This window comes from Kitasatospora sp. NPDC059673 (assembly GCF_042734215.1).
Classification (GTDB): Bacteria; Actinomycetota; Actinomycetes; order Streptomycetales; family Streptomycetaceae; genus Kitasatospora.
The window spans coordinates 98642-111754 of the sequence record NZ_JBHWEN010000010.1 but is presented as its reverse complement, the minus strand read 5'-3'; the positions used below and the strand labels follow the sequence as shown (position 1 = coordinate 111754).

At 72.7% G+C, this 13113-nt stretch carries 17 protein-coding genes; 8 read left to right on the top strand and 9 right to left on the bottom strand.

Translation table 11 applies throughout. From position 1 onward, the window contains the following. Nucleotides 1-184: 184 nt before the first annotated feature. Complete coding sequence (locus ACFV18_RS14540) at nt 185-463, top strand: hypothetical protein (RefSeq protein ID WP_380482978.1); 279 nt, start codon at nt 185-187, stop codon at nt 461-463. 226 nt (nt 464-689) lie between these two features. Here ACFV18_RS14540 and ACFV18_RS14535 read toward each other — a convergent pair whose 3' ends face one another. From ACFV18_RS14535 to ACFV18_RS14525, 3 genes are read right to left on the bottom strand one after another with little or no spacing between them, the layout of a single operon-like run. Continuing rightward, nucleotides 690-980 carry a dsRBD fold-containing protein gene (locus tag ACFV18_RS14535; RefSeq protein ID WP_380482976.1) on the bottom strand — a complete coding sequence of 97 codons (291 nt, stop codon included), beginning with the start codon at nt 978-980 and terminating at the stop codon, nt 690-692. Beyond that, nucleotides 977-1150, bottom strand: a complete 174-nt coding sequence (locus ACFV18_RS14530) for a hypothetical protein (protein WP_380482974.1) — start codon at nt 1148-1150, stop codon at nt 977-979. The genes ACFV18_RS14535 and ACFV18_RS14530 overlap by 4 nt, the downstream gene beginning before the upstream one ends. 59 nt (nt 1151-1209) lie before the next feature. Then, nucleotides 1210-1713: an HD domain-containing protein gene (locus ACFV18_RS14525; protein WP_380482972.1), complete on the bottom strand. Its 504-nt coding sequence runs from the start codon at nt 1711-1713 to the stop codon at nt 1210-1212. A gap of 78 nt (nt 1714-1791) precedes the next feature. Between ACFV18_RS14525 and ACFV18_RS14520 the strand changes: the two genes are divergently transcribed. Continuing rightward, on the top strand, nt 1792-2427 hold the full coding sequence (locus ACFV18_RS14520) for a uridine kinase (RefSeq protein ID WP_380482970.1): 636 nt from the start codon (nt 1792-1794) through the stop codon (nt 2425-2427). A 48-nt stretch (nt 2428-2475) separates the two neighbouring features. Here the strand turns inward: ACFV18_RS14520 and ACFV18_RS14515 are convergent, their stop codons facing one another. Further along, complete coding sequence (locus ACFV18_RS14515) at nt 2476-3267, bottom strand: DNA-formamidopyrimidine glycosylase family protein (protein WP_380482968.1); 792 nt, start codon at nt 3265-3267, stop codon at nt 2476-2478. Nucleotides 3268-3374: 107 nt separating this feature from the next. Here ACFV18_RS14515 and ACFV18_RS14510 point away from each other — a divergent pair, with 107 nt between their 5' ends. After that, nucleotides 3375-4136: an alpha/beta fold hydrolase gene (locus ACFV18_RS14510; protein ID WP_380482966.1), complete on the top strand. Its 762-nt coding sequence runs from the start codon at nt 3375-3377 to the stop codon at nt 4134-4136. Nucleotides 4137-4436: 300 nt separating this feature from the next. Beyond that, the gene (locus ACFV18_RS14505; protein ID WP_380482964.1) at nt 4437-5339 is read left to right on the top strand and encodes a GNAT family N-acetyltransferase; all 903 of its coding nucleotides are present in this window, start codon (nt 4437-4439) and stop codon (nt 5337-5339) included. 59 nt (nt 5340-5398) lie between these two features. Here ACFV18_RS14505 and ligD read toward each other — a convergent pair whose 3' ends face one another. Continuing rightward, nucleotides 5399-6298: a non-homologous end-joining DNA ligase gene (gene ligD / locus ACFV18_RS14500; RefSeq protein ID WP_380482962.1), complete on the bottom strand. Its 900-nt coding sequence runs from the start codon at nt 6296-6298 to the stop codon at nt 5399-5401. 32 nt (nt 6299-6330) lie between these two features. Between ligD and ACFV18_RS14495 the strand changes: the two genes are divergently transcribed. Beyond that, nucleotides 6331-7350: a Ku protein gene (locus ACFV18_RS14495; protein WP_380482960.1), complete on the top strand. Its 1020-nt coding sequence runs from the start codon at nt 6331-6333 to the stop codon at nt 7348-7350. A 187-nt stretch (nt 7351-7537) separates the two neighbouring features. On the opposite strand, the gene ACFV18_RS14490 is transcribed toward ACFV18_RS14495, so the two are convergent. Beyond that, nucleotides 7538-7882, bottom strand: coding sequence for a hypothetical protein (locus ACFV18_RS14490; protein ID WP_380482957.1), 345 nt, complete (start codon nt 7880-7882; stop codon nt 7538-7540). Nucleotides 7883-8237: 355 nt separating this feature from the next. Here ACFV18_RS14490 and ACFV18_RS14485 point away from each other — a divergent pair, with 355 nt between their 5' ends. After that, entirely contained in the window at nt 8238-8561 is a 324-nt protein-coding gene (locus ACFV18_RS14485; protein ID WP_380482955.1) for a hypothetical protein, read from the top strand. A 141-nt stretch (nt 8562-8702) separates the two neighbouring features. Here the strand turns inward: ACFV18_RS14485 and ACFV18_RS14480 are convergent, their stop codons facing one another. Then, on the bottom strand, nt 8703-9563 hold the full coding sequence (locus ACFV18_RS14480; RefSeq protein ID WP_380482953.1) for an S-methyl-5'-thioadenosine phosphorylase: 861 nt from the start codon (nt 9561-9563) through the stop codon (nt 8703-8705). A 265-nt stretch (nt 9564-9828) separates the two neighbouring features. On the opposite strand from ACFV18_RS14480, the gene ACFV18_RS14475 reads away from it, so the two are divergent. Then, nucleotides 9829-10617: an alpha/beta fold hydrolase gene (locus tag ACFV18_RS14475; RefSeq protein WP_380482951.1), complete on the top strand. Its 789-nt coding sequence runs from the start codon at nt 9829-9831 to the stop codon at nt 10615-10617. 366 nt (nt 10618-10983) lie between these two features. Next, nucleotides 10984-11514, top strand: a complete 531-nt coding sequence (locus tag ACFV18_RS14470; protein WP_380482949.1) for a GNAT family N-acetyltransferase — start codon at nt 10984-10986, stop codon at nt 11512-11514. A gap of 241 nt (nt 11515-11755) precedes the next feature. Here ACFV18_RS14470 and ACFV18_RS14465 read toward each other — a convergent pair whose 3' ends face one another. Next, a complete protein-coding gene (locus tag ACFV18_RS14465) occupies nt 11756-12319 on the bottom strand; it encodes a DUF4291 domain-containing protein (protein ID WP_380483147.1) in 564 nt (187 codons plus the stop codon). A 229-nt stretch (nt 12320-12548) separates the two neighbouring features. Then, on the bottom strand, nt 12549-13085 hold the full coding sequence (locus ACFV18_RS14460; RefSeq protein ID WP_380482947.1) for a carboxymuconolactone decarboxylase family protein: 537 nt from the start codon (nt 13083-13085) through the stop codon (nt 12549-12551). Nucleotides 13086-13113: the final 28 nt, after the last annotated feature.

Below are 13113 nucleotides of genomic sequence, written 5' to 3'. Positions count from 1 at the left end.
CCAGTTTCGGCCCGGTGAGCGCCGCCTCTCGCTCTCCCGTACGTCGATGCCATTCCGGGGGCGGGCACCCGCCCGGGGGGCGGTTTTCGGCCTTCCGGGTAACAGTGGAAGACGGTCGCCATGGGTTGGGTACCTGTGGGGTCGGGACCGAGCGGCCCATAGGGCGGCGGATGGGAGCGGGTTTGTGAACACCTGGGCAACCTGGACCACGCAGGGCATTCTGTCCGGCCACGGCGGTGTGAAGACCGTGGAGATCGGCGTCATCACCGGGGATCTGACCGTGCACACCATGTGGATCGAGGGCGAGGCGCGGCTGACGGTGCAGTACAGCGGGGCGCTCGACTGGTTCACCGTGGAGGGCAGCCCGGTGGCCGCGGCGGACGAGGCGGCGGCGCGCGAGGTGCACCAGCGCATGGTGGAGGCGGTGAAGGCGGGCGGCGGCGCGACCGCTCCGCAGGCCTGACCCCCCGAACCCGGGCCGCTGCACGGTCAGGTGCGCGACGGCCCGGGTTTCGGCCTGTCCGGGCGGCCTGTCCGGGCCCCGAAGCTCCGCGCAGGCCGCGACGCACAGAGGCGACGCCACGTGGCAACGCGACGCAGCGGCAACGCAACGCACCGGCGACGCGACGCAGGGAGAGCCCAGCGGCCACACCCCGGCCCGCCTCGACACCCGCCCCGCCGGTCGGAGATTACGGTGTGTCGCGACGGCGGGCGGATTCGGCGGCTTCGGCGGCGGTCGAGCCGCGGTGAATCAGTTGCTGCCCGAGGGCTGCCAGGGCGCGTCCGACGGCGAGTTCGTCGCCGATCGCCGGATCGGCGGGGTCTTGGGCGCTGCGGTGGGCCTCAGCGTCGACTTCGATCAGGTTGACGCCGGTGTCCAGGACGGCGTGTGCCTGGGTGAGGTCACCGACCTCGACCAGCCGCAGACGCACGTTCCAGTCGGAGATGTGCGGTTCGGGCACCGCGGCTCGGGCGTTCACCGCTTCTCCTCCTGCTGGGGCGGTTCGGCGATCCGGTCGCCCTCCGCCTGCGACTCCTCCCAGGCGTGCATGTTCTGGTAGGAGGTGATGCCTTCCTCGGGGTCGGCAGCGCGAACATCGTCCTCGTCGCGCTGCGCCTTGTCGTTGAGCCTGTCGTTCATCTCGGACATTCTCGGCTCCTCGCTGTCAGGCCCCCACTGCTCCTTCCAGCCTGCTCCCGCCGAACGCTTCAGTCGAGTTCGGCCAGCAACGCGGGGTTGACAGTGGCGAGGACGGTCCGCAGGTCGGCTTCGGCGACGGCGGGCCACAGCACGGCGCGGGCGTCCCGGTAGCGCTCGGCAAGCCGGACGCGGTCCGCCTCGGGCAGCTGGGCGGAGCGGTCGGCACGGGAGTTGTGGGCGTTGTCGGCGATCTTGACGAGGGCGGCGGCCTGGTCGGTGACGATGTCGAGCAGCATCGCCCGGTAGTCCGTCCCGGGTTCCCTGGTGACCTTTCGGACGGTGGCGACCACGCCGGTGGGGATCCCGGCGGCGAGCAGGTCGTCGGGGCGGGTCGGGGTGTCCTCCAGCACGTCGTGCAGCAGCGCGGCCATCTGCAGGCCGGTACCGAACGCGGCAACGCCCGCCGCCACCGCGCGGACGTGTTCGATGTAGGGGGCACCGATCCGGTCGTGCTGTCCGGCGTGGGCGCGGGCGGCGAGGGCATCGACTTCGGCGAGGGTCGGTGAAGGCACGGCTAGGTCCCCCTGGGATGAGCGACGATCAGGTGCCGAAAAATATAGTCCGGTTGACGGAAAGGATGTGATCGTCCGGTGCGGGTGACCCCGATCTCCCCGGAGCGCCTGGTCACGCTGCTCGCCGAGCGGATCCACCGGCTGCCCGACGATCCGGACCGCCGCCTGCGGGTCGCGATCGACGGCGCGGCCGCCGCCCGCCCGAACGAGCTGGCGGACGCGTTGGTGGAGCCGCTGCGACTGCTCGGCCGACCGGTACAGCGGGTCTCGGCGGGCGACTTCCTGCGCCCCGCCTCGGTCCGCTTCGAGTACGGCAAGCAGGATCCGGACGCTTTCCACGACCTGTGGCTGGACGAGGGCGCGCTGCTGCGCGAGGTCCTCGACCCGCTGGAGCCGGGCGCGGACGGCCGGATACTGCCCACTTTCTGGGATCCGGTCACCGATCGCTCCACCCGGGCCCGCTACCGGGAACTGCCGCCGCGCGGGGTCCTGCTGCTGGACGGCCCGTTCCTGCTCGGCCGCTGGCTGCCGTTCGAACTCACCGTGCACCTCACCCAGACTCCCGCTGCGCTCGCCCGCCGCACCCCCGCCGACCAGCACTGGACGCTGCCCGCCCACGAGCGCTACCGCACCGAGACCGACCCGGCCGCACTGGCCGACCTCACCGTCCGGGTGGACGACCCCCGCCACCCGGCGCTGGTCGAGCCGGACTGACGCCCTCGATCACCGCGCCCGCGGCCGTCCACCACCGGCCTGCCGCCGTCAGCCGGTCGGCGCCGGGCCGCGCTGGCAACGCGGGCACCAGTACGCGGTGCGGTCCTGCGCGTGGGTGCCGGTACGGATCGGCGTGCCGCAGCGGACGCAGTTGCGACGGGCCCGGCCGTACACCCAGTGCTGGCAGCCGGGCCGGGTGTCGCCGGTGGTGATGTGGCCGTGCCGCAGCTTGTTGGCGTCCAGTAGTTGGTGCGCCCGGTGCAGCAGCCGGTCCAGGTCCGGCAGTTCGGCGACCGGCAGCCAAGGGGTGACTCCGGCCAGGAAGCTCAGTTCGTTCGCGTACACATTGCCGAGGCCGGCCAGGTTCCGCTGGTCCAGCAGGGCCGCGCCGACCGGGCGTTGCGGGGCGGCCAGCAGGCGGCGGCGGACCTCGGCGACGTCCCAGTCGGGGCCCAGCAGGTCGGGGCCGAGGTGGCCGACCACCCGGGCCTCCTCGGCGGTGCGCAGCAGTTGCACCACGGGCAGTCGGTAGCCGACGGCGGTGCCCTGCTCGGTACCGAGGATCGCCCGGATCTGGAACGCCGGCCCGCTGCGCCAGCGCTCACCGGGCCGGAACACCTGCCAGCGGCCGTCCATCCGCAAGTGGGTGTGGAGCGTCACGCCGCCTTCGAACCTGGTCAGCAGGTGTTTGCCGCGCGGCACCGTCTCCAGCACCCGTCGGCCGGTGAGGTCGGCGGTGGCGTGGGCGGGCACGCGCAGGTCCGCCACTGTCAGCACCCCGCCGGCAAGGGCGTGGTTGAGCTGGGTGGCGACCAGGAAGATGCTGTCTCCTTCGGGCACTCCCCCATCATGCCGTCCGCCACGGACACCGCCCGGCCTGCCCCCGCTGCCTCTGCTGACAGGTAATCCCCTGGTCAGGTCGTGAGCCGCTGTTCTAGGTTGGCGCGATGACGATCACTCACGAGGTGGCCGGCTCCGGCCCCGCGGTACTCCTGCTGCACTCCTCCGTCTGCGACCGCCGGATGTGGGACGGCCAGTGGGACGCGCTGCGCGAGGCCGGGTACCGGGTCGTGCGCTGCGACTTCCGCGGTTTCGGGGAGACCCCCTGCGCGGACGCGCCGTACAGCAACCTGTCCGACCTGGAGGAACTGCTCGACGAACTCGGCATCGACCGCGTCTCGCTCATCGGCGCCTCCTTCGGCGGCAACATGGCGGCCCAGTTCGCGGCCCTGCGTCCGGAGCGGGTGCACTCGCTGACGTTGCTCTGCCCCGGCAGCTCCACGCACGAGCCGAGTGCCGAGCTGGTGAAACTGGGCGAGCGGGAGGTCGAGCTGGTCGAGTCCGGCCGGCTGGACGAGGCGGTCGAGCTGATGGTGGACACCTGGCTCGGGCCCGACGCGGACGAGGCGGCCAAGGCCAAGGTCCGGGTGATGCAGCGCAACGCGTACGAGGTGCAGCTCGCACCCGTGGAGGAGACCCACCCGACCGAGATCGAGGTGGACCTGCGCAACGCCGTCGCTCCCGCGCTGGTGTTCGGCGGCCGGCACGACGTGGACGACTTCCGCCGGATCGCCGTCGAGACGGCAGCCGTGCTGCCCTCCGGCGAGCACCGCGAACTGCCCTGGGCCGGCCACCTGCCCGCCCTGGAGCGCCCGGCCGAGGTGGCCGAGCTGCTGATCGCCCACCTCGCCACGGTGTGGAAGGCCTGACGCGGAACGTCAGCGGCACCCCCTTCACATTCCCTCTTCCGGGTGAATGTCGGCATCCTGTTCGACCCCCTGGGCCCACTCACCACCACCCGCGGGAGGCGAATACACCTCACTTTTTCGGCCCCAACAGGGCTCTTGCCTCCTCGCAGAACCGATTCGGCATTCGACGCCGGCGCAGGTCCGAGCAGGCCACCCTGGTCGAACAGCTGGTGGGCAGGGTTCGAAAAAGCAGGTGCACGCGTCCGATCGCCCTGCTTTGATTCCGCGTGATCAACCTCCACGAGAGGACGCACCACACCCTTGGACGGCACGATGCACGACATCCAGCACGACAGCGACCGCACCCCCACCCCGGGGGCAGGCGGGCCGTCGGCCGTCCTGGCCCGGCTCGAGGAGTTCTTCGACGCCGTTCCCCGGTTCTCCGCCACCGCCGAGGAGCACGGCCCGTTCACCCTGTTCGTCCGCACGGGGTCGGGCTGGCACTACTACGGACGCCCGCAGCTCGGCGGCGACGGGCAGTTCACCGCGGCGGACGTGGAGCGGGTCCGGGCCCGCCAGCGCGAGCTGGGCGCACCGGAGAGCTTCGAGTGGGTGCACGAGACCACGCCGGGTCTGCGCGCCGCGATCGAGGCCTCCGGCCTGGAGGTGCACGAGCACCCGCTGCTGATCCTGGAGCTCGACGGCCCGTCAACTACCGCGCCGGCAACGGAGGGCGACCCGGAGGTCCGGGTGCTGACGATCGACGACCCGCTGCTGGCGAGCGCCGTCGCCGTCCCGCACCTCGCCTTCGCCGACCCGGGTACCCAGGTCGGCACAGCCGGCCCGGAACAGCTCGCCGACGCCACCCGGACGGCGATCGCCGACGGCCAGGTGACGCGGATGGCAGCCCGCATGGAGGCCGGCCGCACGGTCGTCGCCGCGACCGTCGGGCCGGACGGACTGGCCGGCGCCTCCGGCTGCCACCAGCCGATCGGCGACGTCAGCGAGATCGTTGCAGTGGCGACGCTCCCGTCCCTGCGGCGGCAGGGCTTGGCGCGCCGGGTCACCGCGCAGCTGGTCGAGCACGCCCGGGCCACCGGGATACGCACGGTCTTCCTGTCCGCCAGCGACGACGCCGTGGCGCGAATATACGAGAGCGTCGGCTTCCGCCGCATCGCCACCGCCCTGATCGCCGAGCCTGCCGCGGAGGCCACCACATCCTGATAGCCGCACCACCGCCCCACTGCCGAACCTCCCCGGCGCCGACCGGCCGGTCGCTCGGGTCAGCCGTCAGGCTCCGGCAGCGTCTGGTCGTCGCTGAGCAGATCGGCCAGCAGGTCGCCCTGTTCGGCGAACCGGTCGAGCACCTCCTCCGGGCTGAACCTCAGCTCGGCCGGGTCGGTGCACTGCTCCACCTCGCTCCAGCTCACCGGGGCCGACACCCCCGGAATGCTGGTGGCACGCAGGGTGTAGGGCGCGGCGGTGGTCTTCGCCGTCGCGTTCTGCGACCAATCGACGAACACCTTTCCCCGGCGCAGCGCCTTGGTCATCCGGGACACGATCAGGGCGGGGTGCTCGCGGGCGAGGCGTTCGGCAAGGGCGCGCGCGTAGTCGCTGACCTGCCGGGCGGGGGCGGGGCGCAGCGCGACGTACAGGTGGAGTCCCTTGCTGCCGGAGGTCTTGGGCCGGCAGACCAGCCCGTCGGCGGCGAGGGCTTCGCGGATCAGCAGGGCGACCAGGCAGCAGTGGGTGAGGTCGGCACCGGGTCCGGGGTCGAGGTCGACGACCAGGCGGTCGTGGGCGTCGGGTCCGCTCTCGGAGGTCCACTGCGGGACGTGCAGTTCGAGGGCGTAGCCGTTGGCGACGGTCATCAGTGTCGGCAGGTCGTCCACGGCGACGCGCTGCTTGGGGCCTTCGTGGCTGGGCGCGGTCACGGTGCGCACCCAGTCGGGCAGGCCGGGTGGCGGGTTCTTGGCGAAGAATCCCTCCTCGCCGATGCCGGAGGGGAAGCGCAGGAAGCTGGCGGCGCGGCCACGCAGGTGCGGGAGCATCGCGGGGGCGATCTGCGCGTAGTAGTAGAGGGCCTCGCCCTTGGTCCACCCGGTGGCGGGCCACAGGACCTTGTCGAGGTGGGAGAGGACCAGGCGGCGGCCCTCGACTTCCGTGACCTGTCGCTCGGGCATACCGTGGGAAATCCCCGCGAAAGGGCCATGCCATGCCACAGGTCACCTGGAAAGGCGTCATCACGTTCGGGCTGGTCAGCGTACCGGTCCAGCTGTATGCCGCCACTGAGGAGCACAGCGGGCCTGCCCTGCACCAGGTGCATGCGAAGGACGGCTCACGCATCCGGTTGAAGCGGTTCTGCGAGGCGGAGGACAAGGAGGTTCCGTACAGCGAGATCGCCAAGGGGCACGAGTCCCCGGACGGTCGCCAGGTGGTGCTCGACGAGGAGGATCTGGCGGAACTGCCGTTGCCGAGCAAGAAGGTGGTGGACGTGCTGGCGTTCGTCCCCGCCGAGTCGATCGACCCGCTGATGTACTCCAAGGCCTACTACGTGGCCACCGCCGACAAGGCCCCGGCGAAGCCGTACGTGCTGCTGCGGGATGCGCTGCGCGCGTCGGGGCAGATCGCGGTGACCAAGGTGACCATGCGGACCAGGGAGTCGCTGGCGGTACTGCGGGTGCACGAGGACACCCTGGTGCTGCAGACCTGCCTGTGGCCGGACGAGGTTCGCTCGGCGCAGGGGATGGCGCCGGACGAGAAGGTGACGGTCCGTCCGCAGGAGCTGAAGATGGCGCGTTCGCTGATGGACACGCTGTCGGAGGACTTCGACCTGTCAGCGTTGCACGACGAGTACCAGCTGGCGCTCCAGGAGTTGATCGACGCCAAGCTGGCCGGGGCCGAGGCACCGCACCTGGAGGAGCAGGCCGAGGGCGGCGAGGCCGAGGTGATCGACCTGATGGCGGTACTGCGCAGCAGCGTGAAGGCCGCCAAGGGCGGGCACGGACGGAGTGCGAAGGGCAGTCGGGCAGCGGGATCGGCGGACGCCGAGGAAACGGAAGCGGGGCAGGACACGGGGTCGGACACGAGGTCGGGCGCGGCGTCCGGCGGCGGTGCCGCGAAGCGGGCCCGGTCCACATCGACAAGAAGGAGCGGGGCGGCGGCGCAGAAGAGCGCGAAGGCTCCGGCCAAGAAGGCCGCCACGAAGAAGAGCACGCCTCGCAAGGCGTCCTGACGTCCCCTCACTCCGGCGAGTCCCGCGGCTCTCGTCCGTCGCGCAACTCCCGCGTCCCCCATGGCGCTTGCGAGTTGCGCGACCTCCGCGACACCCACGCTCCGCCACCATGGCCCCGAGATTGCCGATGACGCGCGGCCCCGGTTGGGGCGGGGCCGCACGGCGGTGTGTGCGGATGGAGGGTGGGTCAGGAGAAGACGGCGGAGCGGAGCTTGAGGCGGTCGCTGGCGCGGCCTCCGGGGCGCAGCGAGTAGTAGTCACCGTCGCAGTCGGGGCCGGTGAAGACGGTGACGGTCGAGTTGGTGATGTTCCGTGGGGCGAAGGCGGGTTCAGTGGCGTCGGGGTCGGCGACCTCGGGGAGGGTGTGGCAGACCCGGCTGTCCGGATCGATCAGCACACCCTCGGCACGGTTGCCGAAGTCGTCGTAGTAGCTGTAGCGGAACTCACCGACGGCCGCAGCGGCGGGACATGGCGTGGCGAACAGCAGGGCGAGCGAGGCGACGGCGGCGGCAGCCGTGTGACGCAGGTGCATGGGGGTAGTACGGCCTTTCCGATCGAACGCCGGGGGCGGCGGGTCCGTCCCGGCGCGAACCACCGTAGGGGTGGGGCCCGGTGGCGAATCGGTTCTTCCCGTGCACGCCGCGCGCCGTCGCAGCGGCCGTGCGGCCGCCGCCCGAAGGAGTGCGCCCGGGGCCGGTGGGGTGGGCGCGGCGCGCGGGTCCTTTGGGTCGTCGGGGGGACGAAACGCCGGTCGCAGCAGGGCAGTTCGGCACGACGTTCGCATGTTAGAACCGGCGTGCAGCGGGCAGATGTGTTGCTACCTGGGACGTAGGGACGCGCCGGCGGGGAAGGCCGAGCGCGCCTGCCTGGCGGCGCGGAGGTGGTTGATGGACGGACCGGCACTCTCCCCGCGTGAGCTCCTGATCCTTCATCAGATCGAGGCCGAGCTGGGGAGCGATCTGGAGCTGGAGCGCGAGCTGCGCACGATGCGACCAGCACGGTTGGCACGGCTTCGGCGGTCACTGGCCGCCCGCCCACGATCCGTGGTCGTGGTGATCGCATGCTGTCTGGTGATGTCGTTCGGACTGTTGGGACTGGCGGTGGCACTGCGGGCGCCGATGCTGCTGGTCGCCGTGGTAGCGGCCTGGGGCACGGCGCTTGCGGCCCTGCTGGCGCTGGCGCACTTCTGCCGGCGCGGGCGGAATCGATAGCGGGCTCACCCGCCCGCGCAGGGAGCGCGTTCGGCCGGCGCACCGTCGGAGGACGGCGGGCGCCGGCCGATCGGCGTCGCCGGGCCGATGCCCCGGGAGCGGTCGGTGCCACGGAACAGCCCGGGCAACCGGGCCGCCGGGTCAGACGCCGGGCAGACCGGTCTCCAGGCCGTCCAGGGCGTGCGAGCAGAGGCAGTCGCGGGTGGCGGGCAGCGATTCGAGGGCCTTGAACAGGACGGCGCGCAGGCGGTCGATGTTGCGGGCGAAGACCTCCAGCACCTCGGCGTGGGTGACGCCCTCCCCGGTCTCCACTCCGGCGTCCAGGTCCGTGACCAGCGCCAACGAGGTGTAGCAGAGGCCGAGTTCGCGGGCCAGCACGGCTTCGGGGTGGCCGGTCATGCCGACCACGGACCAGCCGTTGGCGGTGAACCAGCGGGATTCGGCGCGGGTCGAGTAGCGCGGGCCCTCGACCACCACCAGGGTGCCGCCGTCAACCGGTTCCCAGGCGAGTGAGCGGGCGGCGGCCAGCGTGGCGCGCCGGCCGTCGGGGCAGTATGGGTCGGCCATCGCGGCGTGCACCACCTCGGGCATCGAGCCGTCGGGAAGGCTCCGGCCGTCGTAGTAGGTCTGCACCCGGCAGGAGGTGCGGTCCACGAACTGGTCGGGTACCAGCAACGTGCCCGGGCCGAACTCGGGACGCAGGCCGCCGACGGCGCACGGGCCGAGGACCTGACGCACCCCGAGCGAATGCAGCGCCCACAGGTTGGCGCGGTAGTTGATGCGGTGCGGCGGCAGCCGGTGGCCGCGACCGTGACGCGGCAGGAAAGCGACCCGCCGGCCCGCCACCTCGCCGATGAGCAGGGCGTCGCTGGGCGGCCCGTAGAGCGTTTCGACGTGCACTTCGGTGGCGTCTTCGAGCAGTGCGTACAGTCCGGATCCGCCGATGACGCCGAGTTCGGCGGTCGGGGTGCCGTCGGTGCGGGGCGGGTGGACGTCGGCCATGGCTCTCCTCGGCTCTACCGGTGGGACGCGGGCCCGCCACGGCCCGAGGGGCGCGGCGGGGCTGCGACTGGGGTGCCAACCGGCGGACGGTGCGGCCCGCCGTGGGCATGCTGCCACCCTACGAGCAGTCAGGTCCGGTGTCCCTCACCGGACCTGTGCGGTTCGGGCTGCCGCACTCGGGCACCGGGCGATCTTTGGGCTCCCGGTCGGCGGTGGCGTCCGCGTACAGTGGCAGCCCAGGTCGGCGCGGTGACGGGACGGTGTGATGAACGACGGGCGGCTGGCGGTGCACTCCGGCGAGGGCGGGACGAGGGTGGCGCACCGGGCACTGTCCTGGCGGGTACGGCCGGCGGCGCCGGACGCGGCGGTGCTGGTACTGCACGGTGGGCGGGAGTTCGGCCCGGAGCCGGTGCCGGCGCTGAACCTGCCGGGCCTGCGGATGCGCCCGTTCGCGCGGGCCGTGGAGCGCGCGGTGCGGCGCTCGGCGCAGCGCGGTGCGGACGGGGCTGCGGGACGGTCGCTGGCGGTGGGCACGGTGCACTACCGCTGCCGGGGGTGGAACGGTGAGCGCGCGGACGCGGCCCGCGACGCAGAGGCGGCGATGGCGGAGTTGGCGGAGACGCTCGGGCCGGTGCCGACGGTGCTGATCGGGCACTCGATGGGCGGCCGGGCGGCGCTGCGGGCAGCCGCGCACCCGTGCGTGCAGGGGGTGGTGGCGCTGGCGCCGTGGTGCCCGCAGGACGAGCCGACCGAACACCTCCGGGGCCGGTCGGTGCTGATGCTGCACGGCGACCGCGACCGGGTGACCCCGCCCGCGGACACCGACCTGTTCGCCCTGCGGGCCCGGGACCACGGAGCGCGGGTGGCCGGCTACCGGGTGTTCGGCAGCGGCCACACCCTGATGCGCCGGGCCGGCGACTGGCACCGCACCACCGCCGGACTGGCGCTGGCTCTGCTGGGCCTGGCGGCGCTGCCCGAGGAGATCGGCACCGCGCTGGCCCTGGAGGGTGGCGGCGCGGACGGCCTGTGCATTCCGCTGGCGGGCCGCCGCTGAACCTGCGCTGTGGGCCGTCTCCGCCGAACCGGTCGGCGCGGGGAGTTCATCCCTGCGGAGACTATCTCCGCAGGGATGAACTCCACGGCCGATCGCCTTCGAAACCTCCCGACGAAAACCATCCCCGCAGAGACTATCCCTGCGTAGATCATCTCGGCCCCCGCACCACCCACCCACCCCACCCCCCAGCGCCCCGCCCACCCCGAGGAACGGACCGCGAACGGCTGGACACCCGGCCCGAGGGCCTGCCGCGTAGCCGATCAGCAACGGACAGCGAGGGCCGACTCTTCGGCTCGACTGGGGCGGGCCGGGGGCGCACACTCCGGGGAGGAGACGTCCGCCAATCGAATGAGGGAGGACCCGGCCATGGGGATCAGCCTGACCACTGATCGGCTCGTCGTCCGCGACTGGACGCCCGACGACGCCGAGGACGCGCTGGCCGTGTACGGCTCCACGGACGTCGCCCGCTGGCTGACACCGGCGATGTCCCGGGTCTCCGATGTCGAGGCGATGCGTTCGGTGCTGCAGGCCTGGGCGCAGGAGCAGCCCGGGCTGCTGCCCCCGCGTGGGCGGTGGGCGGTGGAGCGCCGGGAGGACAAGAAGGTGGTCGGCGGGCTGGGCATCCGGCCGCTGCCTCCCTACGACGAGGACCTGGAGATCACCTGGCAGCTCGCCCCGCACGCCTGGGGCCAGGGGTACGCGACGGAGGCGGGCCGGGCGCTGTTGCGCTGGGCGTTCACCCAGGACGTCGAGGAGGTGTTCGCGGTGGCCCGGCCGAAGAACGACCGGGCGCACGCGGTGGCGAAGCGGCTCGGGATGCGCTGGGTCGGCGAGACCACCAAGTACTACGACCTGAACCTTCAGGTCTACCGGATCCGCCCTTCCGACCTGGCTTGACCCCCCTCCCCCTCCCCTTCCCCATCCCCCGGCCGCTGCGCCGACCGCCCCGCCCGTTCACCTCCCCGCCCACGCCCATCCCCGGTGCGCCCATCCCCGGTGCGCCCACCCTCACCCGCGCCCATCCCCGCCAGCGCTCACCCTCACCCACGCCCATCCCCGCCAGCGCTCACCCTCACCCACGCCCATCCCCGCACCCGCGCCCGTTCCGCCCCCGGGCGGCCGTTGCACCGGCGGGGTTTCACACTCGGCAGAGGCGGGAGGCAAGTTCGGCGGGCAGCGGGTAGCGGCGCTCGTCCGGGAGCAGGCGGCGGGCCTGTTCTGTGCGGCCGGTGCGGACCAGTTCGGCGGCGCGCCGGATCTGCGGGGTGAGGTCGGTGAGGGAGACGATCCATTCCTCGGCGTACGCGCGGACGGTCTCCCGACCCAGGCCGACCTGGATGCTGTAGTGGTTGAGCGCCGCGCCACGCAGCGACCGCTCCGGGTCCCACTGGACGTGCACCTGGGCCGCCGCCAGCCGCTGCTGGTCCCCGGTGGTCAACTCGGCTGCTGCCAGCGCGCGTTCCCAGCCCTGTCGGGTGATCCGGACAGCCAGGATGCGTTCCTGCCCCGGCTTGGTGCCCCAGTTGCTGCGGTGCAGCAGCCAGGGCAGCGAGGGCTTGATCCAGGTCATCCGCCGGAACGAGAACGGCGCGACGAACCGCCCGGCCCGCAGCGCGGGTTCGGCGATCGCGGGCGCGTACGCCTGGTAGACCACGATCGTGCTGTCGTCGAAGTCGGCGCGCACGGCGTGCAGTTCGGACACCCGCCCGGGCGCGACGGGCCCGCGGAGCGGTTGGCGGGACGGACGGCGGGGCGAGCTGTGCTGCTGGGCCATCCTCCGACCCTGCCACCCGCCCGGTCCTGCCGGCCACGCATTTTCCGGCGGCCGACCCGCCGCCCTCGGCCACGACGGCGACAGCGACAGTGACGGCGACAGCGGCAGCGGCAGCGACAGCGACAGCGACAGCGACAGCGACAGCGCTGACGCGACGTCAGCCCTTGATGAGCACCTGCCCGTTCGCAGCGGCGGGCGCGCCCGCGCGCGTGGGTCGGACCGGGTGCTTGCTCAGGATCGAGACGCGGTTGAAGGCGTTGATGGTCACGGCCACCCAGATCACGGCCGAGATCTGCTCGTCCCCGAACACCGCCCGGGCCTGCGCGTACGCCACGTCCTGGGCGGTGGCGTCGGCGGGGTGGGTGGTCGCCTCGGCCAGCGCCAGTGCGGCCCGCTCGCGCTCGTCGAACAGCGCGGTGTCGCGCCAGGCGCTCAGCACGCCGAGCCGCTGCACGCTCTCGCCTGCCTGCAGGGCGGCCTTGGTGTGCACGTCCAGGCAGTAGGCGCAGCCGTTGAGCTGCGAGACCCGCAGGTTGACCAGTTCGACGAGGCGGCGGTCGAGTCCGGCCTCGGCGGCGACCTCGCGGACCGTCTCGGCGGTGGACCGCAGGGCCCGGAAGGCCTGCGGGTGCTGCTTGTCGATGTAGACCCGCCGGCCGGTTGTGCTGGTCGTGGTGTTCGCCACCTCGGTCACCTGGAGCTCCTCCGCCTGCGTGCTGGCA